This is a genomic window from Candidatus Polarisedimenticolaceae bacterium (assembly GCA_036376135.1).
In the GTDB taxonomy this organism is placed as follows: Bacteria; Acidobacteriota; Polarisedimenticolia; order Polarisedimenticolales; family DASRJG01; genus DASVAW01.
In genome coordinates this window covers 36,649-59,772 of the sequence record DASVAW010000075.1, presented here as the reverse complement: position 1 = coordinate 59,772, position 23,124 = coordinate 36,649, and the positions used below count along the sequence as shown (strand labels likewise).

The window sequence follows — 23,124 nt, the reverse complement described above, 5'->3', positions numbered from 1 at the left end:
GACAGGCGAAGTCGCATACTGCGCCAAGCCGTCGATCAGGAGGCCCCAGGATGGCGTCCAAGCAGACCCTCTCCGGCACCGCGGCCGTCGAAGCGTTCCTCGACACCCTCGACCACCCGCGCAAGGCGGAGATCCTCGCGATACGGAAGATCATCCTCGAAGCCTCGTCGGACATCGGCGAGGGGATCAAGTGGAACGCGCCGAGCTTCCATACCCACGAGTTCTTCGCGACCTTCCACCTGCGCCCGCGCGATTGCGTGCAGTTGATCTTCCACCGCGGGGCGAAGGTCGGGGACGGCGACGTCACCGGCGAGGTCCCCGACCCCTTGGGGCTGACCGAGCGGCTCGGCTCGGATCGGTGCACGGCGAAGTTCCGCGACATGGCGGACGTCAACGCGAAGCGCCGGGCGCTGTCCGAGTTCGTGAAGGAGTGGATCGCGAGGCTGTAGGATCCGGGACCGATGGACGCCCCTCCCGAGACCTTCGACGGCGCGCGCATCCGCCTGCGCCGGTCCACCCCCGCGGACGCCCGCGCGATCTTCCGGCTCGCCGCGGATCCGGAGGTGATGCGTTACCTCGACTGGGCGGCGCACGAGAGCGAGGCGGACGCGAAGGCGTACCTGGACGGCTGCGTGGAGAGCTGGGAAAGCGGCCTCGAGTATCACTGGGCGCTCGAGGAACCCGGGACCGGAACGATCGTCGGGTGCATCGCGGTCCGGCTGGAGGACGGGGTGGCCGACTTCGGATACTTCCTCGGCCGGGCGCACTGGGGACGGCATTTCGCCTCCGAGGCGTGCGGGTTGCTCCTGGGGTGGCTTCGCGGGCAGCCCGAGGTCCGCCGCATCCAGGCCACCACCGACTTCGAGAACGAACGCTCGGCGCGCCTGCTCGCGCGCCTCGGGCTGAGACTCGAGGGCGTGCGAACCGCGGCGACGATCCGGCCCCAGCTCGGCGGCCCGCGACGAGACACCCGGGTCTACGTCCTCGACCGGGAGCAACCATGAACATCCGCTACCGCGACGACGCCAAGCTCACCGTCGAGCAGGCCATCGACCTGTACCGCCGGTCCACGCTCGGAGAGCGCCGCCCGGTGGACCGGCCGGACATCTTCGAAGGGATGCTGGCGAACGCGAACCTCACGATCACCGCCTGGGAAGGCGACCGGCTCGTGGGCATCTCGCGGACGCTGACCGACTTCACCTACGTCGCCTACCTCGCCGACCTCGCCGTCGACGAGGCCTGCCAGCGGAGCGGGATCGGGAAGCGACTGATCGAGGAGACCCGCCTGCGCCTCGGGCCCGAATGCATGATCGTGCTCCTCGCCGCGCCGAACGCGAACGCCTACTACCCGAAGCTCGGCTTCGAGCACAACCCCCGGGCGTGGGTGTTGCGCGGTCGCTGAGTCCCGGCCAGACTGACGGGCATGATTCCCACGCGAACTCTGGGACCACACGGCCCGTCCGTCGGAGCGCTCGGTTACGGCGCGATGGTGCTCGAGGGGTACTACGGCGCCTCGGACGACGAGCAGGCCGTGGCGACGATCCACAAGGCCCTCGACGTCGGCGTGACGATGATCGACTCCGCCGACGCCTACGGGAACGGCCACAACGAATCGCTCGTCGGTCGCGCGGTGCGGGGCCGGAAGGACGCGTTCGTCGCGACGAAGTTCGGCATCGTCTTCGACGCGGAGGAGGCCGGGACTCCCCTTCCCACCGGCTGGGGGTTCACCCTCAGGATCAACGGCACGCGCGCCTACGCGCTCCGCGCGCTCGACCGCTCGCTCGCGCGGCTCGGCGTCGAGGCGATCGACCTCTGGTACGCGCACTACCCCGACCCCGCGGTCCCGATCGAGGAGACGGTTGCCGCGATGGCGGAAGGCGTCGCCGCCGGAAAGGCGCGCCACCTCGGCCTGAGCAACGTCACGGCGGAGCAGGTCCGGCGCGCCCACGCCGTCCACCCGATCGCGGCGGTGCAGTTCGAGTATTCGATGTGGCGCCGGGAAGCGGAAACCTCGCTCCTCCCCACGTTGCGCGAGCTCGGGATCTCGCTCGTCGCGTGGTCGCCGCTGGGCGCGGGGTTCCTCACCGGGAGGCTCGACCGCGTCGACGCGAACGACTTCCGTCGGAACAACCCGCGCTTCGCGGGGGACGCGCTCGCGGAGAACCGCGACCGCTTCGCCCCGCTCCTTGCGGTCGCCGAGGAGCTCGAGGTCACCCCCGCCCAGCTCGCGCTCGCGTGGCTGCTCCACCGCGGCCCCGACGTGATCCCGATCCCCGGGACCCGCCGCCCCGAACGGGTCGAGGAGAACGCCGCCGCGACGGGCATCCTGCTCGACGCGACGCTCGTGAAACGGATCGACGAGCTCGCGAAGCCCGGGCTCGCGCAAGGGGCGACGCTGATCTGAGGGGGGAGCTACCGCTCGTCGTCCCAAGCGACCGCGCTGATGCGCCAGCCGTCCGGGGTGCGCACGAACTGGAACGCCTTCATGCCGCGCGTGGTGAACTGCCGGCCGTCGCGGATCCCGCTCTTCTCGTAGAGACTGAACCGCTGCGCGACGTTCCCGAAGACCTCGGTGGTCGCGGCGAGCTCGCGCTCGGCGAACTCCGCGAGCGTGCCGTCGGAGAGCATCTTCTGCCGCGGCGCGAGAAAATCCGCGACGTTGGTCAACTCGGGCTCCGGCTCGGTCGCGCGCACGATGGTCGCCCCCGGGACGACCAGCTCGTGGAGCATGTCGAGTCGGGGCGGGCGGCCGCCGCGATTGTCGAAGAGATCGAAAAACGACTCGGCGATCGCGTCGATGGACGCCCGCGCCTCGAGGTCCCCCTGCTTCCCCACCGTCTCTCCCCCCTCTCCTGCGCGCGGGAAGGTACGACGATTCGGGGCGACATTGTCAATAGAACATCACGGGTAAGCGATACCCGCATCGAGGTTCCGATTGGGCCCGGGGGCGGCTCTCCGCTTCGGAGAAAGCATGGGCGAGAGTAGGCTGCCACCCGAAGGAGGCCCCATGCCGAAATTCGTGATCGAAAGGGAGATCCCGGGAGCCGGGAGTCTGACGGCGGAGTAGCCGCACCGGGGCCGCGGTTGACTGCACTCCCCGTGGCGCTCCGCGTCTTCGGTGGGATAACCCCGGGCATGCCGCTCGCCGGGTTGCTGCTCGCGCTCGCCTCCTCCGAACCGATCGTCGGGGGACCTTGCGAGGGGTGCGAGGCGGTATTCCAGGGCCGACCCGCTCGGATCGCGACGACCGCGCGACTCGCGCCCCCCGGTGAGGCGGGCGAGCCGATGATCCTGAGCGGCGTGGTGCGCACCCCCGGCGGCACCCCCGCCGCCGGCATCGTCGTCTACGCCTACCACACCGACGCGCGGGGGGTGTACCCGACCGACGACGCGTTGCGGAGATCCGCGGCCGGCCGCCACGGCCGCCTGCGGGGTTTCGCGCGGACCGACGCGAGCGGGACGTACCGGTTCGAGTCGATCCGCCCCGCCGGGTATCCGGGAACCGGGATTCCCCAGCACGTCCACCTGCACGTGATCGAGCCGGGGCGGTGCACCTACTGGATCGACGACGTCCTGTTCGAGGACGACCCTCGGCTGACCGAGGCGCAACGGCGCGCCCACGATCACGGGCGGGGCGGCAGCGGGATCGTGCGTCCCACGCGCGCCGCGGACGGAACCTGGATCGTTCGGCGGGACATCGTGCTCGGGGCGGGGATCCCGGACTACCCCCGATGCGAGGCGGGTCCCTAGGCTTGACGACGGGGGTAGGCTCGAGGCTTCCCCAATCCTCGGAGGAGGCCCCGTGTTCAAGCCCACGCTGCATTCGCTCGCCGGACTCCTGCTGGCGTCGACAGGTGCCCTCGCCGCCCCCGTCTCCCCGACCGATCCCGGGCTGCAATGGGGCCCCTGCCCCGCCCCGATGCCGGAGGGATGCCGGATCGCGGTGCTTCACGGCGACCCGGCGAAGCCCAACGCCGATATCTTTTTCCAGGTTCCCGCGGACGCGAAGATCCCGCGCCACGCGCACACCTCGGCGGAGCGCATCGTGGCCGTTTCCGGTGAGCTGCACGTCCGCTACGACGGACAGGAGCCGGTCGTGCTGCGACCCGGAACGTACGCCTACGGCCCTCCGAAGGCGGTGCACGAAGCGCATTGCGCGAAGGGCGCACCCTGCACGCTGTTCATCGCGTTCGAGGAGCCGGTCGACGTCCTCGCCGCTCCGGCGCCCTGATCGCTCGGGGTGGCGGGACCCGGCTTACGCGTGCGTTACCTCCCTGCGAGGAACGCCCGATGAAACTCTTCCGTCTCGCCGTTCTGCTCGTCGCCTTCACGGCGCCCGCATGCCTTTGGAAGTCGTCTCCGCATCGCCTTCCCCTCCCCACCGGCGTGCGGGTCCACGTCGTCGAGGCCGGCGATCCGAAGGGCGAGGCGGTGGTCTTCCTGCACGGCCTCACCGACACCAGCCGGTCGTTCGCGCCGGTGATCGAGAAGCTGGCGACGCTGCGCCCGGATCTGCGGCTGATCGCGGTCGATCAGCGCGGGCACGGGGCCTCGTCGATGCCCCAGGACCGTGCGTGCAAGGCGGCCCCGGAGCGCTGCTTCGCCGTGGAGGACTTCGCGCGCGACGTGATCGCGACCCTCGACGCCCTCCAGGTCGATCGCGCCCACCTCGTCGGCCACTCGATGGGGGGAGCCGTCGCGCAGGAGACCGCGCTCTCCCGCCCCGACCGCGTGGCGAGCGTGACCCTCGTCGCGACCTCGGCGGACATGCGCGAGAACCCGGTCGTGCGCGACTACCTGCTGGCGGAGCGGATCGAAGGGTCCTGGAAACGGGGGCTCGAGTCGAAGGGACTCCGATTCCCCGACGACGCGTGGGAACTGGTTGCGACCGACGCCGATCCGCGGGCGTCCGAGTGGATGGCGACGGAGTGGGTCACCGAAGCGAACGCCGACGCCGCGTTCGTGCAGTCGGTCCTCCCGGAGACCCTGGCGATCCGCCTCGGCACCTGGATCGGCGCCACGCGGGGCCTGCGCGCGTTCGACGTCCGCTCGCGGCTCTCCGACCTCAAGGTCCCCGCCCTCGTGATCTCCGGGAAGGACGATCCGGTTTTCCCCCAGGTCCCGGACCAGGCCGACCTTCGCTCGGCGCTCGAGGAGGCGCACCGCGAGAACGGCGTCCCCGTCCGATTCCGGGTCCTCGACGCCCCGGGGCTCGGTCACAACCTGCCGTGGGGGGCGCCGGAGCCGATCGCGGACGAGCTCTCGCGATTCCTCGGGCGGCCGGCCGAGGGGTGATCCGCGGAAACGCCGCCGCATCGGATCGAGCGGAGGCCACCATGAAGACGGTCGAGCGCATCCTGACGAACGAGGGGAGCCACTGGGTCGGCGACGGATTTCCGGTCCGCACGTTGTTCTCGTACCACCGCAGCGGCCCACGGATCAGCCCGTTCCTGCTCCTCGACCATGGCGGGCCCGCGACCTTCCCTCCCGCGACGACGCCGCGCGGAGTCGACGAGCACCCCCACCGCGGGTTCGAGACGGTGACGATCGCCTACGCGGGTGAGATCGAGCACCGCGACTCGGGGGGGCACGCGGGGACGATCGGCCCGGGCGACGTGCAGTGGATGACCGCCGCCTCGGGGGTCGTGCACGAGGAGAAACACTCCCGGAGGTTCACGCGCGAAGGGGGCGAGCTCGAGATGGCGCAGCTATGGGTCAACCTCCCCGCCGCGCACAAGATGTCGGCCCCGCGCTACCAGACGCTCACCTCCGGGACGATCCCCGTGGTCGAGCGCGAGGGCGCGCGGGTCCGGGTGATCGCCGGCGACTTCGACGGAACCGCCGGCGCTGCGTCCACGGTCACCCCGGTGAACGTCTGGGACGTCCGCCTCGCGCCGGGTGCGCGCCTCGAGTTCGACGTCCCCGCGGGACATCACGCCATGTTCGCCGTGCTGAAGGGCACGATCGGCGTCGGACGCGACCAGGTGCGCGACGGTCACGTCGTCCTCCTGTCCGACGAGCCCGCGCGCGTCGGGATCGCCTCGGAGGCCGGCGCGACCGTGTTGTTCCTGGGCGGCGAGCCGATCCACGAGCCGATCGCCGGGTACGGGCCCTTCGTCATGAACACCGAGCAGGAGATCCGCCAGGCGATCGCCGACTACCAGGCGGGTCGGATGGGGCACCTGGAGCCGCGCTCCGCCTGATCGGGAGTACGATCGCGGGCGGAGGTCTTCGTCGATGCTGGCGATCGTCCTGTCCCTCGCGCTCGCCCAGTCCCCGTCCGCCCCCGACCCGATGGTCGAGGCGGTCAGCCACGATCACGGAATCACGGACCCCGCGGAGATCGCGCGCCATCCCGCCGTCGCCGTCCTGAAACAACAGGCGCTCGCCTGGAGTCGGGGGGACATCGACGCCTTCTGCGCCGTGTACGCCGAGGACGCCCTGTTCGTGACGCCCGGCGGCCTCACCCGCGGCCGCGAAGCGGTCCGCACCCGGTACAAGGCGAAGTACCCCGACGCGGCGGCGATGGGAACGCTGACCCTGGAGCCGGTGGACCTGAGGGACGGCGGCGACACCGTGACCGTCGCCGCGAAGTGGACCCTCACCTACCCCGACAAGCCCGCCGCGACGGGGTGGACGCTGATCGTCCTCCACGTCGTCGCGGGGAAGTGGCTCGTCATGCAGGACGCTTCGATGTGAGGCTCACCGCTCCGCGTAGGCGCGGCGCAGGAGCCCCAGCATCTCCTCCCGCCTGTCGTACAGCCGGCGCAGCGGGCGCGGGTCCCGGCGGGTGAGGGCGTAGGCGGTGAGCAGCGGAGCGACGATCGTCGAGTCGCCGTAGACGACGACGGTCCCGGGGAGCTTGTCGGGATCGACCTTTCCCCACGACACCGCCTCGCCCGGCGTGGCGCCCGAAAGGCCGCCGGTGTCGGGCCTCGCATCCGTGATCTGCACGAAGTAGTCGTGTCCCGCCTCGTCGAGGCCGAGGACCTCCTGGATCTGCGGCTCGGTCTGGAGCATGAAGTTCTTCGGCGACCCCCCGCCGACGATGAGCACCCCCGAGGCCCCGCCCGACTTCTTGGTCGCGTAGACGATCGCCGCGGTTTCGTTCACGTCCCGGGAGACGTCGATCCGCGGCCCCTTCCCCCTCAGCCACAGCTCCGCGACGTTCATCCCGATCGACGAGTCCCCCGGGGAGGAGACGTAACACGGGACGCCGCAGCGGTACGCCGTCGTGAGCACGCACGAGTCGCTCACGCCGAGCTCGTCCTCACGCGCGGCGAGGTACTTGCCGAGGAGGTGGTGCAGCTCGGCGGTCGACATCTCGCGGTCGAACTCCGGGGCGTTCATGACCTCGCGCAGGTACGCGTCGGTCTGGAGGAGCACCTTGTAGTCGAAGAGGATGTCGTAGATCCGGACCACCCCCTCCTGGCGGAGGATCCGGTCGTCGACCTCGTGCGTTCCCTGGTGGAGGGCGAGACCGAGACCGTAGTGGGCGTCGTGGTACAGGTTCGCGCCGGTCGAGACGATCCAGTCGACGAACCCCGCGCGGATCAGCGGGATGAGGACCGACCGGCCGAGCCCGGCGGGGGTCAGCGCCCCGGTGAGGCTCATCCCGACCACCGCGTCGTCCGCGAGCATCTTCTCGACGTACAGACGCGAGGCCTTCTGCAATCGCCCGGCGTTGTAGGCGAGGAACGCGCGGTCGACGAGGTCGGCCACGCTCACCCCGCCGCGGATCGGCTCGGGGTTGATGCGCGCGCCGGACAGCCACTTGCTCTTCCGTTCGGCCATGACGGGAACCTCCGGGGTCGAAGCGTCGTATTGTGGCACGTGCACATGGACCCCACACGACGCTTCACCGATCGGGTGGACGATTACGTCCGGTTCCGGCCGGGTTACCCCGACGCCGTCCTCGACGTTCTCGCGGCGGAGTGCGGCCTCGTCCCCGGCGCCGTCGTCGCCGACGTGGGCGCCGGGACCGGCCAACTCACGCGCCTGCTGGTCGCGCGCGGCTGCCGCGTCTTCGCGGTCGAGCCCAACGACGCGATGCGCGCCGCCCTCGCGAAGGCGTTCGGGCGCGTCCGCGGAGTGGAGGCGGTCGAGGGACGGGCGGAGGCGACGGGGCTTCCCGACCGATCGGTCGACGTCGTCACCGCCGCCCAGGCGTTCCACTGGTTCGACGTCGCGGGGGCGCGGGCGGAGTTCCGCCGGATCCTCCGGCCCGGCGGGGGCCTGGCCCTCGTCTGGAACATCAGAGACGTCGACGCCTCCCCCTTCATGCGCGACTACGAGGAGCTGGTCCAGCGCTTCTCGATCGACCTCGAGGCCTCGCGACGCGTCCACGGGAAGCCCGAGGACGTCGCCGCCTTCTTCGGCGACGTGACGGCGAGCGTCCGGAGGCTCCCCCATGCGCAGGTCTTCGACTTCGAGGGCCTCAGGGGACGGCTGCTCTCGTCGTCGTACGCCCCGGCGGCGGGACATCCGCGGCACGAGGCGATGCTCGAGGCGCTGCGCGGACTTTACGAGGCGCACGCCGAGCAGGGACGGGTCCGGTTCGCCTACTCCACCGAGGTCTGGTGCGCGCGGACCTGAGCGGTCACCCCGGCACCTCCATCTCCCCCGAGCTCACCATCACCGCGGCCCCGCCGACGCGGACTTCCACGAGCGCGTCGGCGCTCCGCTCGGCCTCGAGGTCGAGCCGGCTCGGGCGCCCCATGTCCACCCCCTGTTCGATCCTCCACTGGAGCTTCCCGTCCCCGGATCGGTCCCGCGGCGCGAGATAACCGGCGAGGGCGGAGACGGCGGCACCGGTCGCGGGGTCCTCGACGACGCCGAGTCCGGGGGCGAACATGCGTGCGGACAGGCTCGCCTCCGCCCCGTCGGGGAGGAAGCAGAGGGCGTAGATCGACGGCGCCCACCAGGACCGCATGACGTGGTCCCAGCGCGCGGGATCGATCCGCGCCCGGCGCAATGCGTCGCGGCCGCGCAAGGGGACGAACAGGAACGGCACGCCGCACGAGACCGCCTCCGGGCGGTAGTCGTCGGCGCGCAGGTCGTGCGGATCGAGGGACAACACGTGCGCGATCGCCGAGAGCGGCGGGGGCGCCGGCCCGAGGATCGGCAGCTGCGGCGCGGTCATGCGCGCGCCGGCGACCGTCCCCTGCTTCCAGAGGATCGACACGGGCACGGGGCCGACGCCCTCCTCGAAGATCACGCGCGTCGCGTCCCCGCGCAGGGCGATGTGCCCCGTGCGCGCCAGGACGTAGGCGGTTCCAATCGTGGGGTGTCCGGCGAAGGGGAGCTCGGTCCCGGGGGTGAAGATGCGCAGCCGGCGCGTGTGACCGGCCTGTTCCGGGGGGAACACGAAGACCGTCTCCGAGACGCCGAACTCCCCCGCGATCCGCTGCATGGTCTCGGTCGCAAGCCCTCCCGCGTCGGGGAAGACGACGAGGGGGTTGCCCCCGAACACGCGGTCGGTGAACACGTCCGTCGTGTAGAAGCGGTAGCGCATGACCGCCCTCCCGACCGAAAGGCTGCGCTCAGTCTCTCACGAGAAGCGGCCAGAAGTCCGGGTCGAGGCGGAACCGGAGGTCGACGAGCCCGGGGCCGGCGCCGACGAACGCCGATGCGTTGGCGGCAAGATCGTCCAGCAGGTCGGGGAGCGCCCAGGGGAACGCGGCCAGGGACAGCAGCGTCGCGGCGGCCAGTGCCGCCGGACGTACCGGTTCGACCGACGCCGCCGGAGCCTGGATCAATCGGCACATCCTCGCGACCGGGATCCGCGCCGGACCGGCGGCGGCGGGAGCGCGCTCCGAGTTGTCGAAGGGGACCGCGCACGTCCACCACTCCCCCCCCTCGGGCCAGGCGACCGCGAAATCGTCCCCCAAGCTCCCCGCCGGGGCGCTCAGCCGGACCGCCGTCGATTTCCCCGCGCGCGACGCACCCGCGAAGATCCAGCCGCGTCCGTCCCTCGCGACCCCCGCGCCGTGCAGCGCCAGCCCCCCGCTCTCGATCGCGCATCGGGCGATGAACCAGCGCGCGAGGTTGTCGAAGACCCGGTCCTCCGGTTCCCCGCCGTCGCGCGCGAACGCCGCGCGCCAGACCCCCGGCGCCTCGGGGCCGGCGAGAAAACGATAGGAGCGGACCACCGGGAGCCCCTCCTCGACCTCCGCTTCGATGCGGTACGCCTCGCCCGGAGTCGACGGAAGCCAGGGCCCTGCGGCCGCGACGCAGCGAACCGTCGGCGACGGCGCGGCGTCGGGGTGAGCGAGGCAGAAGCCGCCCCACCGCAGGTCCAGCGCCGCGGCGAGTCCCTCGTCGAGCCCCTCGAAACCGATCCGCCAGGGCCCCACGGCGAGCGTTCGTGCCGCCGGCCCGAGGGGACGGGTGCATGCGCGCAGCGCGGCGATTCCGGCGGGAGGGTGCGACACCTCGCGCAGTCTAACGGACGCGGGGCGCGTTAAGATGCCCGCCTGCCGGAGGTGCGATGCCCCACGTCGATCGCCGCCCCCTCCCGTTCGGCCGCCTCGTCGAGTATTTCCGCGAGGCGTTCAAGCCCTCCGAGCGACGCCGCGTGGGGATGGAGCTCGAGAAGATGGGGGTCGACGCTTCGACGCGTCGTCCCATTCCCTACGAAGGCACGCGGGCGAGCGTCCGTTCGGTCCTCGAGTTCCTGATCCGGCGTCGCGGGGGCGATCCGGTCTTCGAGGGGGACCACCTCATCGGCATCGAGGCCCCGTGGGGAGCGATCTCCCTCGAGCCGGGGGGGCAGGTCGAGTGGTCCTCGCGACCCGCCGACGACCTCGATACCCTCGCCCGCGAGCTGGACGCGCACCTCGCCGCGATGCGCGAGGCGGGAGAGGCGCTGGGAATCGCGTGGCTCGACTCCGGGGTCAACCCCGAGACCCCCGTCGCGGCGATGCCCTGGATGCCCAAGGCCCGCTACGGGATCATGCGCGACCATCTGGGGGCCCGCGGGCGCCTCGCCCACAGGATGATGACCCAGACGGCGAGCATCCAGTGCGCCTTCGATTTCTCCTCGGAGGAGGACTGGATCCGCAAGTTCCGCGCGGCGGCGCTCATGGCGCCGCTGGCGACCGCCCTCTTCGCGAACTCGTCCCGCGCGGACGGGCGGGAGACCGGCTTCCGCTCGTTCCGTCAGGCGATCTGGCGCGAAACCGACGCCGCGCGCTGCGGCCTTCCCTCGGTCGTCTTCGAGCCGGGGTTCGACCTCGAGCGATGGACGGCGTGGGCCGCCAAGGTCCCCACGATCTTCTTCCGCCGCGGCGGCGGGCTCGTCGCCTCGCACGGCGAGCCGTTCGAGGTCCTCGCGGGCCGCTGCGGGTGCGACGCGGTGACGATCGACGATTGGGAGCTCCACCTCTCGACGATCTTCACCGAGGTGCGCAGCTACTCCTACCTCGAGGCCCGGACCGCCGACCTCCAGCCCGACCCGCTCGCCCTCGCGGTCCCCGCGTTCTGGGCGGGGCTGCTGTACGACGGCGAGTCCCTCGACCGGGCGCTCGCCCTCGGGGCCGCCTGGGACGGGCACGACCCGTGGCGGGGCGCGATGGAGCTCGCCGCGCGGGAGGCGCTCGAGGCCCCTTCGCTTCGAGAGGCCGCCGCGGCGGCGCTGGGGCTCGCCGCGCGGGGTCTGCAGCGCGGCGCCGCGGGGCCGGCGGGTACGGGGCTCGCGGCGCTCGACCGACTCGCCGCGCACCATGCCCTCGCGGTCCCGGAGGGAACCCCTTGACCGGGGCGATCGTGCTCGCGGCGGGTGCGTCGAGCCGGATGGGCCGGCCGAAGGCGCTCCTGCCGGTCGAGGGGACGACGTTCCTCGGTCACGTGCTCGCGACCCTGCGCGCGGCGGGCGTCTCCACGGTACGCGTGGTGCTCGGGCAGCACGCGGACGAGATCCGCCAGCACGCCGCGCTGCGCACCGACGTCGTGGTGATCAACCCGACTCCCGAGGCGGGCATGTTGTCGTCGGTGCGCCACGGCGTCCGGGCGCTGCCCGAGGAGGTCGACGCGTTCCTGCTCTGGCCGGTGGACCATCCCACCGTCATGCCGGACACGGTCCGCAAGCTCGTCGCCGCATTCCGCGAGGGAGGGGCGCCGATCGTCGTTCCCGTACACGCCGGCCGTCGCGGTCATCCGGTCCTGTTCGCCGCGCGCCTCAAGGACGAGCTGCTTCGCGCCCCGGACTCCGTCGGCGCCCGCGCGGTCGTCGTCGCGCACGAGGACGGCCTGCGCGCCGTCGAAGTGCACGACCCGGGCGTGCTGGCCGACGTGGACACCCCCGAGGCGTATGCGCGGATCGTGGGAAAGCCGCTACCCTGAGCGCATGAAGCGCTGGATCGTCGCCGCCGCCCTCGCGATCGTCGCCTGCTCCGGCCCGCAACCCGTCCGGCTCACCCTCGAGCAGCGCACCGTCGTGGACGAGGTCCGCCGGCTCAAATACGTCGCCGACCCGAACTGGCTCCCGCTCGACGCGAACCTCCGCTGCGTCCTCGACGACAGCTTCATCACGATCCGGGTGCACAGCCTCGTCGATGCCCAGAAGGACTTCGTGCGCGGTCTGCCGCAGAGCCTGTACCCTCAGCTCGACGCCTGGGCGAAACACGACTACCTCGTCGACGACCGGCGCACCGAGCACCTGTCGACCGTGGGAGGGCTCCCCGCGCGCGAGCTGCGCTACGTCGTCCGCACGCGCCCCGAGCACGGACCGGGGGACCTTCGCTTCTGGCTCGTGCGCCACCAGAACTACCTCTACGTCTTCCGGATGGCGCTGCGCCCCGACCACGGCCCCGAGCGCCTCGGGGAGGTCCGGTCGATGCTCGACTCCGTCGAGTTCCTGGACACCCCCGGGGAGCAGGCGCCGCCGAGCGAGGGGTTCGATCTGCCGGTGGAGGGCTCCTAGCCGCCTCGCGGACGGGGAGAATTTCGACGGGTCGCTGGTTGTCGAGCCGCGCTCCGCGACGGAGACCGGACCCCGGCGCCGTCGCCCGCCCGGAGCGATGGAATCCTCACGTACCCGTCGGAATTCTCCTCGTCCGCGCTTGACGTGTTCCCCGAGATGCATAATCATGCATCTTTCTTTTTCTATTCATGGGAGGTCCGACGGTGCGGGTCGTTCTCGCGTTCTCGGGTGGGCTCGACACCTCGTTCTGCGTCCCCTGGCTCGAGGAGACGCTCGGGGCGGAGGTCGTCACCGTCTTCGTGAACACCGGCGGCGCCGACCGCGCCGCCCTCGATCAGGTCGCCGCCCAGTCCAAGGCGCTCGGCGCCGCCCGCCACGTCGAGATCGACGCACGCCGGGCGGTCTACGACCACCACGTCGCGTGGCTGATCCGCGGAAACGTCCTGCGCGGCGAGGTCTACCCGATGTGCGTCGGCGCCGAGCGCACGCGCCAGGCGATCGAGGTCGCCCGCGTCGCGAGGGAGATCGGCGCCGACGCGGTCGCCCACGGCTCGACGGGGGCGGGGAACGACCAGATCCGCTTCGACGTGGTCCTGCGCGTCCTCCTCCCCGAAACGACGATCCTGGCGCCGATCCGCGACCACACGATCACCCGCGAGCAGGCGACGGCGTGGATGCGCGAGCGCCGCCTCCCGGTCCCCGAGGGATCCGCCCGTTACTCGGTGAATCGCGGCCTCTGGGGGACGACCTACGGAGGCTCCTGGACGCACGATCCCTGGGCCGCACCACCCGAGGACGCGTGGGGACCGACCTCCCCCGCCCCCGAGGCCCGCGATCTCGTGATCGGCTGGGTCGGGGGGCTCCCGGTCTCCATCGACGGGACGCCGATCTCCGGGTTCGAGGCGATCGAGGCGGTCGGTGAGATCGCTCGCGCCTACGCCCTCGGCCGCGGGATCCACCTCGGGGAGACGGTGCTCGGCATCAAGGGGCGCGTCGCCTTCGAGGCCGGAGCACCCCTCGTGCTCATCGCCGCCCACCGCGAGCTCGAGAAGCTGGTCCTGACCCGGTGGCAGCTGTTCTGGAAGGATCACCTCGGCCGTTTCTACGGCGAGCGCCTCCACGAGGGGCAGCACCTCGATCCCGTCATGCGCGACATCGAGGCGATGATGCTCTCGTCCCAGCGCCACGTCGCCGGCGAGACGCGCGTGCGCCTGGAGGCCGGTCGTTTCCAGGTCACCGGGGTGCGCAGCCCCCACGCGCTCCTGCGCGACGCCGCGGGGCGTTACGGCGAGCTCCCCTCCCTCTGGACCGGCGAGGACGCGAAGGCGTTCGCGAAGATCGCCGCGATCCCCTCGATGCTCGCGACCGCGCAGGAGGAGAAGCGGCCGTGGTGACGGCGCGGCGCGTCCGACTCGACCGGATCGCCTCGGCGACCCGGAACGCGGCCCTCGAGCGCGAGGTGGTCGTGGGCCCGGAGATCGTCTGCCGCGAGGGATACGTCCTCGCCGTGCGGATCCGCGGCCACAAGCCCGTCTACAACCAGGTCGAGGACGTGCACGGGCGCATGGTCCCGCTGCGCGACGGAGACGTGCTCGCCGGCGTGCTCGGCTCGCGGCGCGCGCTGCGCGGGTACGCGGGGGACGTCCCCGAGGCGCTGCGCCCCGGAGACACCGTGCACGTGCTCAACCTGGGCGGCGTCCTCGGCCGGTGCACCTCGATCAACCCCGAGATCGGCCCGCCGTACGAGGCCGAGGTCCTCGGGGCGATTCTCGACTTCCCTCCCGGCGGGGACCGGCTCGGCCGCCCCGCGACGATCCGCACCCGGGCGATCCCCATGGCGGCGGATCTGAAGCTCGACGCTCCGGTGGTCTTCGTGGCCGGGACGTGCATGGACGCCGGCAAGACCGTCGCCGGCACCGCGATCGTGCGCGGGCTCACGCGCGCGGGGCTCCGCGTCGCCGGCGTGAAGCTCACCGGCGTGTCGCTCCGCCGCGACGTGCTCTCGATGACCGACGCCGGAGCCGTCGAGGGGGTCTCCTTCAACGACTGCGGGATCGTCTCCACCAAGGACGAGGAGGTCCTCGAGGCGGCTTACGGCCTTCTCAACCACCTCGATCGCACCTCCGCCGACGTCGTGGTCGCGGAGCTGGGGGACGGCATCCTCGGCGAATATGGGGTCCAGCGCCTGCTCGCCGACGCGCGGCTGATGGGGACGACGGGCGCGCTCGTCGTCTGCGCCCCCGACCAGGTCGCGGCGTGGGGGGCGAGGACCCTCCTCGCCGACCGCTACGGGCTCGTCCCCACGGTCGTTGCGGGGGCGGTGACCGACAACGAGGTCGGGTGCCGCTTCGTCCGCGAGCAGCTCGGGGTCGCCGCGCACAACGCGCGTCGCGACGCCGAGGGGCTCGTCGCGAAGGTCCTGGAGGCGCTCCATGCCCGGGCGTGACCTGCGGGTCGCCGTGGTCGGCGCGGCGGGGTACGTCGGCGGCGAGACCCTGCGCCTGCTCCACCAGCATCCGCGCGTCGCGACGATCGCCGCCGTCTCGCGCTCGCAGCCGGGGAAACGGCTGGCCGAGGTGCACCCCGCCCTCGCGCACGTCCCCGAGGGGGTCTTCGTCGAGCGCGTCGACGCGGCCGACGTCGTCTTCTTCGCGCTCGGTCACGGCGAGTCGACGAAGGAGGTCCCCGAGCTGCTCGCGGGATCCGATCCCGTCGTCGTCGATCTCGCGCAGGATTTCCGACTCGATCCCGCGTGGGTCTACGCCTTGTGCGATCCGCCGGGGCTCGCGCTTCCCGGGGCGCGCCGGATCGCCGCGCCCGGGTGTTTCGCCACCGCGACCCAGCTCGCCGTCTATCCCCTCGTCGGGAACCTCGCCGAGATCCCGGCCTGCTACGCGATCACGGGGTCCTCGGGATCGGGGGCGTCGCCCAGGCGCACGACGCACCATCCCGTGCGCGCGCACAACCTCTTCGCCTACGGCCTCGAGGGTCACCGTCACGAGGCCGAGATCGCCGCGCAGATGTCCCGCTGGGCGGGCCGGCCCTCCTCCTGCGTGCTCCTCCCCCACTCGGGGCCGTTCGTGCGCGGGATCCACGCGACCGTGCGGGCGCGCGTCGCCGAGCCGCTCGCCGATCCCCTCGCCCGCTACCGCGAGGCCTACGCGGGACGGCCGTTCGTGCGCGTGACCGACGCGCCGCCGGAGCTGTCCGCGGTCGTCGGGACGAACTTCGCCCACGTCCACGCGGTCGCGCGCGACGGGGGGCGCGAGGTGATCGTGACGTGCGTGATCGACAACCTCGTGAAGGGGGCCGCCGGCCAGGCGATCCAGGCGATGAACCTCGCGCTGGGCTTTCCGGAGACCGAGGGGCTCGGTTTCCCCGGGACGTACCCGTGCTGAGGCATTTCCTCGCCGGCGATGACTGGAGCGACCGGGAGGTCGTCTCGCTCCTCGACGAGGCGATCGCCCTCAAGGCGGCACCGAGGACGAGGGCGGTCTGCGACGGGAAGATCCTCGCCGCCGTCTTCTTCGACCCGTCGCTGCGGACGCGGACCTCGATGGAGGTCGCGATGGCGCGCGAGGGAGGACGCTGCGTCGTCCTCGAGCCCGGGAGGGGGTCGTGGCCGATCGAGACGCGCCGCGGCGTCGTCATGGACGGCGAGAACGTCGAGCACCTGATCGACGCCGCGCGGGTTCTCGGCCGGTACGCCGACGCCCTCGCGGTCCGTTCGTTCCCGAAGGAGGCGACCTGGGCGGAGGCGCGGCAGGACGCCGTCCTCCACGGCTTCGCCGAGCACGCGGGGGTCCCGGTGATCAACCTCGAGTCGGCGCGCCGCCATCCCTGCCAGGGGCTCGCCGACGCGATGACCATCCGTGAGCGCCTCGGTCGCGACGCGAGGGAGAAGAAATTCGTCCTGATGTGGGCGTGGCACCCGAAACCGCTTCCGGTCGCGGTTCCCAACTCGGCGGCTCTCGCGGGGGCGGTGCTCGGGATGAACGTCACGATCGCACACCCTCCGGGGTACAACCTCGACCCGGAGGACCTCGCCGCCGTCGGGGAGGTCGCGTCGCGCAACGGCGGCCGCGTCGAGGTGACCCACGATCTCGACGCCGCGGTCGAAGGCGCCGACGTCGTCTACGCGAAGAGCTGGGGGGCGTTGTCGGCCTTCGGCGACCGCGAGGCCGAGGCGACCCTGCGCTCCGGGAAACGCTCCTGGATCGCCGACGAGAGGCGCATGGGGGCGACGCGCGGCGGGAACGGGATCTTCCTGCACTGCCTTCCGGTCCGTCGCGGGGTCGAGGCCTCGCACGGCGTGCTCGACGGTCCCTGGTCCGCCGTCGTGGACGAGGCGGAGAACCGGCTTCACGCGCAGCGCGCCCTGCTGCGCCGCATCCTGGGAGAGAACGCATGACCGAGACGGTGCGAGGACTGAAAAACGCCCTGACTTACACGCGGATGTACCGCGACCAGGTCTTCGTCGTGAAGCTCGGAGGGGAGATCCTCGCGAACGCGCGGGCCCTCGACCAGGTCGCCGTGCAGGCGGCCCTGCTCGAATCGCTGTCGATCCGGATCGTGCTCGTCCACGGCGGCGGCCCGCAGGCCTCGGCCCTCTCGCGCCGTCTCGGACACGAGCCCGAGATGGTCGCCGGCCGGCGCGTGACGACCCCCGAGCAGCTCGAGATCGCCAAGATGGTCTACGGCGGATCGCTCAACCTCGACGTCCTCTCGGCGCTGCAGCGGCACGGCGTGCGCGGCGTCGGGCTGTCGGGAGTCGATGGGGGGCTTCTCACCGCCAGGCGCCGCCCGCCCGTCGAGGTCCGCCTCGACTCCGGCGAGACGCGCACGGTCGACTACGGCCACGTCGGCGACATCGAGAAGGTCGACGCGCGCCTGATCGAGACCCTGCTCGACCAGCGCTACGTTCCCGTCGTCGCCTCCCTCGCCGCGGGCCCCGACGGCGCCCCGCTCAACGTCAACGCCGACACGATCGCCGAGGCGTTCGCCTCGCACCTGAAGGCCAAGAAGCTGATCTTCCTGACCGGCGCCCCGGGACTCCTGCGCGACGTGAACGACCCCGACTCCCTGATCCCGTTCGCCGACGTCGAGGACCTCGCGCCTCTGCTCGCCTCGGGGGCGATCACCGGCGGGATGCGCCCGAAGGTCGAGGCTTGCCTGCGCGCGGTCCGGAACGGCGTCCGCCGGACGCACATCGTCGACGGACGCGCCCCCGACGCGCTGCTGGTCGAGGTCTTCACCGGCGCGGGTTCCGGGACCATGATCGTCGATCGCAGGGAGATGACGGACTACCGTGAGCACGAGCTCTCCTGATCCCGCGCCGCTGCTGGTCGACCTCGTCCGGACGCCGAGCGTCTCGGGGGAGGAGGGGGCGGTCGCCGAGCGCCTCGCGGGGTGGGGGCGCGGGCTCGGCCTGAGGACGACCCTCGACGACGCGGGGGTGCGCCTCGAGGCCGAGGGGAGCGCCCCCGGCCCGACGTTGTGGCTCGCCTCCCACCTCGACACCGTCCCGCCCGGCGAGGGATGGGGGATCGACCCGTTCGAGGGACGGATCGAGGGCGGCGTCCTGCGCGGCCGCGGGGCCTCCGACGCGAAAGGCTGCGTGGCCGCGATGGCCTCGGCGGTTGCAACCGTCGGGAGGCCCGCGCGCGGCCGGCTCGTCGCCGTCTTCACCTTCGGGGAGGAGACGGCCCGAACGACGATGCCCGCCGCCGTCGAGCGTCTCGGCCGCCCCGATGCCGCGATCGTGGGCGAGCCCACCTCGCTGCGCCCGTGCATCGCGCAACGAGGGCTTCTGATCCTGCGGCTGCGCTGGCGCGGACGCGCGGCGCACGCCGGCTGGTCCTCGATGCTCGCCGGCGCCGCCGAGAACGCCATCCACAAGGCCGCCGCCGAGATCGCGCGGGTCGCGGCGCTGCGATTCGGGCGCGAGCACGACGTCCTCGGCTTCACCTCGCTCAACGTGACGCGTCTTTCGGCGGGCACCGCCTCCAACGTCGTCCCCGACCTGTGCGAGGCGACCCTCGACGTCCGCACGACGCCCGCCTACTCTCCGGACGAGATCGTCGAGCGGGTGCGAGCCGAGGTCTCCGGCGAGGTCGAGGTCGTCAGCCGGCGGTTTCTCCCCTGCGAGACCCCCGAGGGCTCCCGCCTGCTTCCGCTCGTCCTCGACGCCGCTCCCGACGCCGCGCCGTTCGTCTCCCCCACCGCCTCCGACTGGGTCTTCCTTCGCGACGTCGACGCGGTGAAGCTCGGGCCCGGCGACTCGACCCTCTCGCACACCGTGGACGAGCAGATCTCCCTCGACGAGGTCGTCCGCGCCCGCGACCTCTACGCCGCGATCGCCGCGAGGTACCTCGCATGAAGACGCTCTGGGTCCAGGGGAAGGGGCTCGACCCGAAGGTCGCCGCCTACACCGCCTCCGACGACCGCGCCTGGGACGCGCGCCTGCTCCGATGGGACATCGTCGGCTCCCTCGCCCACGCCGACGGGCTGCGCGCGATCGGGATCCTAGGTCCCGGAGAGCACGCGCGCCTGCGGGCGGCGCTGCGCGCCGCGCTGAGGGACGCCGAGGCGGGGCGCCTGAAGGTCACCGCCCGCGACGAGGACGTGCACACCGCCGTCGAGCGGCGCCTCACCGAGCGGCTCGGTCCCCTCGGCGCGAAGATCCACACCGGCCGGTCGCGCAACGACCAGGTCCTCGTCGATCTGCGCCTGTACGCGAAGGACGCCCTGATGGCGGTCGAAACGGCCGCCCTCGACGCGGCCGACGCCCTCGCCGCCTTCGCCCGGCGGCATGCCCGCGTCGTGTTCCCCGGGTATACCCACCAGCGGCGCGCCATGCCGCAGACGACGGGGTTGTGGGCGGCGGGGCACGCCGAAGGGATCCTCGACGACCTGCGCGCCCTCGACGCCGCCCTCGACCTCTACGACCGATCCCCCCTCGGGAGCGCGGCGGGATACGGCGTCCCCCTCGAGCTCCCCCGCGAGAAGGTCGCCCGCGCCCTCGGGTTCGCGGGGGTGCAGCGCCACGTCACCTCGGTGCAGTCCTCGCGAGGCAAACACGACGCCCTGGCCCTCGCGGCGTTGTGGGCGCTCGGCTCGACCCTCGGGAAACTCTCCTGGGACGTGATCCTCTTCACCTCGGAGGAGTTCGGCTACCTGATCCTCGACCCGACCCTCGCCACCGGCTCGAGCATCATGCCGCAGAAGAAGAACCCCGATCTCTTCGAGCTCACCCGGGCTCGCGAGGGCCTCCTCGCCGGGACGCTCGCGCAGGCGATCGCGATCGCCGGGAAGCTCCCGAGCGGTTACCACCGCGACCTGCAGATGCTCAAGGCGCCCCTGATGACGGGGCTCGATCACGCGGAGGCGATGGCGGCGATCGTCGCGTTCGCCGTTGCGCGCCTGGGCGTGCACCGGGAACGCTGCGCCGCCGCCCTCGACGCGGGGACGTACGCGACCCACGCCGCCTACGCCCGCGTGCGCGACGGCGAGCCGTTCCGCATGGCCTACCGCGCCGTCGCCGAGGCGATCGCCCGCGGCGAGGACCTCCCCCGCCGCGGTTCCACCGCGCCGCTGGACCTGAAGGGGCTTCGCGCCGATCTCGCCTCGGCCCGACGCCGTCTCGACGCGCGCCGGCGCCGCTTCGACCGCGCGATCGCCCGCCTGACGGGAGGCCGCTGATGGAGACGCGCCGCCGCCGCGAGGCGATCCTCGACATCGTCGCCGCCGAGGCGGTCGGGACGCAGGAGGAGCTCGCCCTGGCCCTGCACCGGCGCGGGTTCGACGTCAGCCAGGCCTCCGTCTCGCGCGACACCGCCGCGCTCGGGCTCGTGAAGGTCGACGGCCGCTACGCCCGCCTTCCGGGCTCCAGGCCCGCCGAGGACCCGTTCGCCCAGAGGGTGCGCGCCAACGTCCTCGCGCTTCGCGACGCCGGGCCGAACCTGCTGGTCGTCATCACCCCCGCGGGCGAGGCCTCCCCCGTCGCCATCGCGATCGACCGCGCCGGGATCCCCGGCGTCCACGGGACGATCGCCGGGGACGACACGATCTTCGTCGCCCTTCGCGACGCGAGGGCGGGGGCGGAGTTCCGGCGCAGGCTCAAGCGGGCGGGGGTCCGCCTCTAGGGCTGCTTCGGGTGGGGCCTGCCCGCGATGCGGTAGACCAGGGTCGCCATCGAGAGGAAGAAGACGACGCCGAGCAGCTGGTAACCGCCGGGTCCGAGGGCGGACTCGAGGGCGTGCCGCGCGCTGAGCGTACCGATCGCGGCGCCGATCCTGTCGTTGACCTGCAGCAGCGCCACGATCACCCCCGTCAGGGCGCCCCCCGCGACGAGACCCGTGGCGAACAGGCTTCCGCCGCCGAGCTCCCCTTCCTCGGGCTCCTCGCCGCGGCGCTTGGCCGCGTGGTCGACGAGCCCCTTCATCGCGCCGCCGACGAAGATCGGCAGCGTCGTGGAGAGCGGGAGGTAGGCGCCGACCGCGAACGAGAGCGACTTCACCCCGCAGAGCTCCATCGTCACCGCGAGGAAGACGCCGACGAGGACGAAGTGCCAGTCGAGGTTGAGGGAGAGCAGCCCCTTGATCAGCGTCGCCATGAGCGTCGCCTGGGGGGCCGGGAACTTCTCGCTTCCGATCGCGTGCACGACCCCCTGCGCCGCGGCCTCCGCGGTCGGCTTGTCGAGGACCTGGACCGTGAGGCCGATCACGATCGCCGAGGCGATCGCCCCGACGAACAGCGCGATCTGCTGGTACTTCGGAGTGGCGCCGACGATGTAGCCGGTCTTGAGGTCCTGGCTCGTCGCGCCGCCGTTGGCCGCCGCGATGCAGACCATGCCGCCGACCACGAGCGCCATCGGCTCGTAGGCGCTCCCGGTCCACCCCAGCCCGACGAAGATCATCGCCGTGGCCATCAGGGTCGCGATCGTCATCCCGGAGATCGGATTCGACGAGGAGCCGATGATCCCGACGATGCGGCTCGACACGGTCACGAAGATGAACCCGAACAGGATGATCAGGATCGCGATCAGCAGCTTGTTGAGGATCGACTCCCCGGGGATCTGCGGGAGCAGCGCGAGGATCGCGACGAGGCCCGCGCTCCCGAGGATCACCGTCCAGAAGGACAGGTCGCGGTCGGTGCGGGAGATGGAGGCCGCCACGGACTTGTCCTTGAGCGAGGCGATGCTGTCCCGCAGCGACGAGACGATCGTCGGCAGCGTCTTGAGCAGCGTGATGAACCCGCCCGCCGCGACCGCCCCCGCGCCGATCTGCCGGATGTAGGCGAAGTAGACGGCGACCGCGGGATTGGCGAAGGTCTGCGTGGCGGGGTCCCAGCCGCCCTTGCCGGCGCCGCCGACCTTGACGAGCTGCTCGAAGATCTTCGCCGGCTCGACCAGCACCGACAGGAGCGGGATCAACCCCAGCCACGCGAGCACGCCGCCGGCCACGAGCACCCCGGCGATCCGCGGGCCGATGATGTACCCGACGCCGAGGTACTCCGGGGTGATCTCGCCGTTGACGGTCGCGTTGGGGAGGTACTTGTTGGTCGTCCGCGTGACCCACGCGGGCGTCTCGGCGATGACGTGGAAGATCTTCTGGAGGATCGCGTACCCGAGGGCCACGCCCACGCCGAGGAAGGCGGTCTTCGCGAAGCTGCCCCCGCGATCGCCCGCAATCAGGACCGACGCGCACGCGGTTCCTTCCGGGTACTGCAGGACGCCGTGCTCCTTGACGATCAGCGACCGCCGGAGGGGGATCATCATGAGCGTCCCGAGGATGCCGCCGACCAGGGCCAGGACGAAAAGCGTGACGTAGTTGAAGTAGGGAAGTCCGACGCTCTGGCCGTTCACCTGCGTCAGGAACAGAAATCCGGGAAGGGTGAAGGCGACCCCGGCGGCGATCGACTCCCCCGCGGACCCGGCCGTCTGGATGATGTTGTTCTCGAGGATCGTCGTGCGGAAGATCCGCTGGCCGAGCGAGATCGCGATCACGGCGATCGGGATCGAGGCCGAGACGGTGAGCCCGGCCTTCAGCGCGAGGTAGACGGTCGCCGCGCCGAAGAGGATCCCGAAGATCGCTCCGAGCACGATCGCCTTGACCGTGAACTCGGCGACGTCGGTCCGCGAGGCGGGGATATAGGGCTTGAAGTTCTCGCTCGACATGCGCGGAGGTCCCCTTTTCCGGTTC

General features: G+C 72.0%; 26 protein-coding genes. 21 read left to right on the top strand and 5 right to left on the bottom strand.

What is annotated here, in order from left to right:
- The first annotated feature begins 50 nt into the window (after positions 1–50).
- The 4 genes from VF139_07005 to VF139_06990 are packed head-to-tail and all read left to right on the top strand — an operon-like array spanning position 51 to position 2,404.
- The gene (locus VF139_07005) at positions 51–449 is read left to right on the top strand and encodes a DUF1801 domain-containing protein (protein ID HEX6851141.1); all 399 of its coding nucleotides are present in this window, start codon (positions 51–53) and stop codon (positions 447–449) included.
- A 12-nt stretch (positions 450–461) separates the two neighbouring features.
- On the top strand, positions 462–1,004 hold the full coding sequence (locus tag VF139_07000) for a GNAT family N-acetyltransferase (GenBank protein HEX6851140.1): 543 nt from the start codon (positions 462–464) through the stop codon (positions 1,002–1,004).
- Positions 1,001–1,402, top strand: a complete 402-nt coding sequence (locus VF139_06995; GenBank protein HEX6851139.1) for a GNAT family N-acetyltransferase — start codon at positions 1,001–1,003, stop codon at positions 1,400–1,402. Before VF139_07000 ends, VF139_06995 begins: the two co-directional genes overlap by 4 nt.
- 21 nt (positions 1,403–1,423) lie before the next feature.
- Complete coding sequence (locus VF139_06990; protein HEX6851138.1) at positions 1,424–2,404, top strand: aldo/keto reductase; 981 nt, start codon at positions 1,424–1,426, stop codon at positions 2,402–2,404.
- 8 nt (positions 2,405–2,412) lie between these two features.
- On the opposite strand, the gene VF139_06985 is transcribed toward VF139_06990, so the two are convergent.
- On the bottom strand, positions 2,413–2,835 hold the full coding sequence (locus VF139_06985) for a hypothetical protein (GenBank protein ID HEX6851137.1): 423 nt from the start codon (positions 2,833–2,835) through the stop codon (positions 2,413–2,415).
- Between the two features lie 300 nt (positions 2,836–3,135).
- Here VF139_06985 and VF139_06980 point away from each other — a divergent pair, with 300 nt between their 5' ends.
- Genes VF139_06980 through VF139_06960 form a run of 5 tightly spaced genes read left to right on the top strand, consistent with a single transcriptional unit; the run spans position 3,136 to position 6,699 of the window.
- Complete coding sequence (locus VF139_06980; protein ID HEX6851136.1) at positions 3,136–3,750, top strand: hypothetical protein; 615 nt, start codon at positions 3,136–3,138, stop codon at positions 3,748–3,750.
- 52 nt (positions 3,751–3,802) lie between these two features.
- Positions 3,803–4,231, top strand: a complete 429-nt coding sequence (locus VF139_06975) for a cupin domain-containing protein (GenBank protein HEX6851135.1) — start codon at positions 3,803–3,805, stop codon at positions 4,229–4,231.
- 59 nt (positions 4,232–4,290) lie between these two features.
- Positions 4,291–5,295: an alpha/beta hydrolase gene (locus VF139_06970; protein ID HEX6851134.1), complete on the top strand. Its 1,005-nt coding sequence runs from the start codon at positions 4,291–4,293 to the stop codon at positions 5,293–5,295.
- A 41-nt stretch (positions 5,296–5,336) separates the two neighbouring features.
- Entirely contained in the window at positions 5,337–6,203 is an 867-nt protein-coding gene (locus VF139_06965; GenBank protein HEX6851133.1) for a pirin family protein, read from the top strand.
- A gap of 34 nt (positions 6,204–6,237) precedes the next feature.
- Positions 6,238–6,699, top strand: coding sequence for a nuclear transport factor 2 family protein (locus tag VF139_06960; protein HEX6851132.1), 462 nt, complete (start codon positions 6,238–6,240; stop codon positions 6,697–6,699).
- Between the two features lie 3 nt (positions 6,700–6,702).
- On the opposite strand, the gene speY is transcribed toward VF139_06960, so the two are convergent.
- Complete coding sequence (gene speY, locus VF139_06955; protein HEX6851131.1) at positions 6,703–7,794, bottom strand: deoxyhypusine synthase; 1,092 nt, start codon at positions 7,792–7,794, stop codon at positions 6,703–6,705.
- Between the two features lie 45 nt (positions 7,795–7,839).
- On the opposite strand from speY, the gene VF139_06950 reads away from it, so the two are divergent.
- The gene (locus tag VF139_06950) at positions 7,840–8,595 is read left to right on the top strand and encodes a class I SAM-dependent methyltransferase (protein ID HEX6851130.1); all 756 of its coding nucleotides are present in this window, start codon (positions 7,840–7,842) and stop codon (positions 8,593–8,595) included.
- A 4-nt stretch (positions 8,596–8,599) separates the two neighbouring features.
- Here VF139_06950 and VF139_06945 read toward each other — a convergent pair whose 3' ends face one another.
- Together VF139_06945 and VF139_06940 are read right to left on the bottom strand one after the other, a co-directional pair.
- Positions 8,600–9,514: a PhzF family phenazine biosynthesis protein gene (locus VF139_06945; protein HEX6851129.1), complete on the bottom strand. Its 915-nt coding sequence runs from the start codon at positions 9,512–9,514 to the stop codon at positions 8,600–8,602.
- A 28-nt stretch (positions 9,515–9,542) separates the two neighbouring features.
- Positions 9,543–10,433, bottom strand: a complete 891-nt coding sequence (locus tag VF139_06940) for a hypothetical protein (protein ID HEX6851128.1) — start codon at positions 10,431–10,433, stop codon at positions 9,543–9,545.
- A 56-nt stretch (positions 10,434–10,489) separates the two neighbouring features.
- Here VF139_06940 and VF139_06935 point away from each other — a divergent pair, with 56 nt between their 5' ends.
- The 11 genes from VF139_06935 (at position 10,490) to VF139_06885 (ending at position 21,066) form a co-directional block, all read left to right on the top strand.
- Positions 10,490–11,755, top strand: coding sequence for a glutamate-cysteine ligase family protein (locus VF139_06935; GenBank protein HEX6851127.1), 1,266 nt, complete (start codon positions 10,490–10,492; stop codon positions 11,753–11,755).
- The gene (locus VF139_06930) at positions 11,752–12,342 is read left to right on the top strand and encodes a nucleotidyltransferase family protein (protein HEX6851126.1); all 591 of its coding nucleotides are present in this window, start codon (positions 11,752–11,754) and stop codon (positions 12,340–12,342) included. Before VF139_06935 ends, VF139_06930 begins: the two co-directional genes overlap by 4 nt.
- A 4-nt stretch (positions 12,343–12,346) precedes the next feature.
- Positions 12,347–12,922, top strand: coding sequence for a hypothetical protein (locus tag VF139_06925; GenBank protein ID HEX6851125.1), 576 nt, complete (start codon positions 12,347–12,349; stop codon positions 12,920–12,922).
- 203 nt (positions 12,923–13,125) lie between these two features.
- Positions 13,126–14,316, top strand: coding sequence for an argininosuccinate synthase domain-containing protein (locus tag VF139_06920; protein ID HEX6851124.1), 1,191 nt, complete (start codon positions 13,126–13,128; stop codon positions 14,314–14,316).
- Complete coding sequence (locus tag VF139_06915; GenBank protein ID HEX6851123.1) at positions 14,310–15,368, top strand: hypothetical protein; 1,059 nt, start codon at positions 14,310–14,312, stop codon at positions 15,366–15,368. The genes VF139_06920 and VF139_06915 overlap by 7 nt, the downstream gene beginning before the upstream one ends.
- A complete protein-coding gene (gene argC / locus VF139_06910) occupies positions 15,355–16,320 on the top strand; it encodes an N-acetyl-gamma-glutamyl-phosphate reductase (GenBank protein ID HEX6851122.1) in 966 nt (321 codons plus the stop codon). Before VF139_06915 ends, argC begins: the two co-directional genes overlap by 14 nt.
- Positions 16,314–17,333 carry an N-acetylornithine carbamoyltransferase gene (locus VF139_06905; protein HEX6851121.1) on the top strand — a complete coding sequence of 340 codons (1,020 nt, stop codon included), beginning with the start codon at positions 16,314–16,316 and terminating at the stop codon, positions 17,331–17,333. The genes argC and VF139_06905 overlap by 7 nt, the downstream gene beginning before the upstream one ends.
- On the top strand, positions 17,330–18,250 hold the full coding sequence (gene argB, locus VF139_06900) for an acetylglutamate kinase (protein HEX6851120.1): 921 nt from the start codon (positions 17,330–17,332) through the stop codon (positions 18,248–18,250). Before VF139_06905 ends, argB begins: the two co-directional genes overlap by 4 nt.
- Positions 18,231–19,301 carry a M20/M25/M40 family metallo-hydrolase gene (locus tag VF139_06895; protein ID HEX6851119.1) on the top strand — a complete coding sequence of 357 codons (1,071 nt, stop codon included), beginning with the start codon at positions 18,231–18,233 and terminating at the stop codon, positions 19,299–19,301. The genes argB and VF139_06895 overlap by 20 nt, the downstream gene beginning before the upstream one ends.
- Positions 19,298–20,623, top strand: coding sequence for an argininosuccinate lyase (gene argH, locus VF139_06890; GenBank protein HEX6851118.1), 1,326 nt, complete (start codon positions 19,298–19,300; stop codon positions 20,621–20,623). The genes VF139_06895 and argH overlap by 4 nt, the downstream gene beginning before the upstream one ends.
- The gene (locus VF139_06885; protein HEX6851117.1) at positions 20,623–21,066 is read left to right on the top strand and encodes a hypothetical protein; all 444 of its coding nucleotides are present in this window, start codon (positions 20,623–20,625) and stop codon (positions 21,064–21,066) included. Before argH ends, VF139_06885 begins: the two co-directional genes overlap by 1 nt.
- Here VF139_06885 and VF139_06880 read toward each other — a convergent pair.
- Entirely contained in the window at positions 21,063–23,099 is a 2,037-nt protein-coding gene (locus VF139_06880) for an oligopeptide transporter, OPT family (protein HEX6851116.1), read from the bottom strand. The genes VF139_06885 and VF139_06880 overlap by 4 nt on opposite strands.
- Positions 23,100–23,124 lie beyond the last annotated feature (25 nt).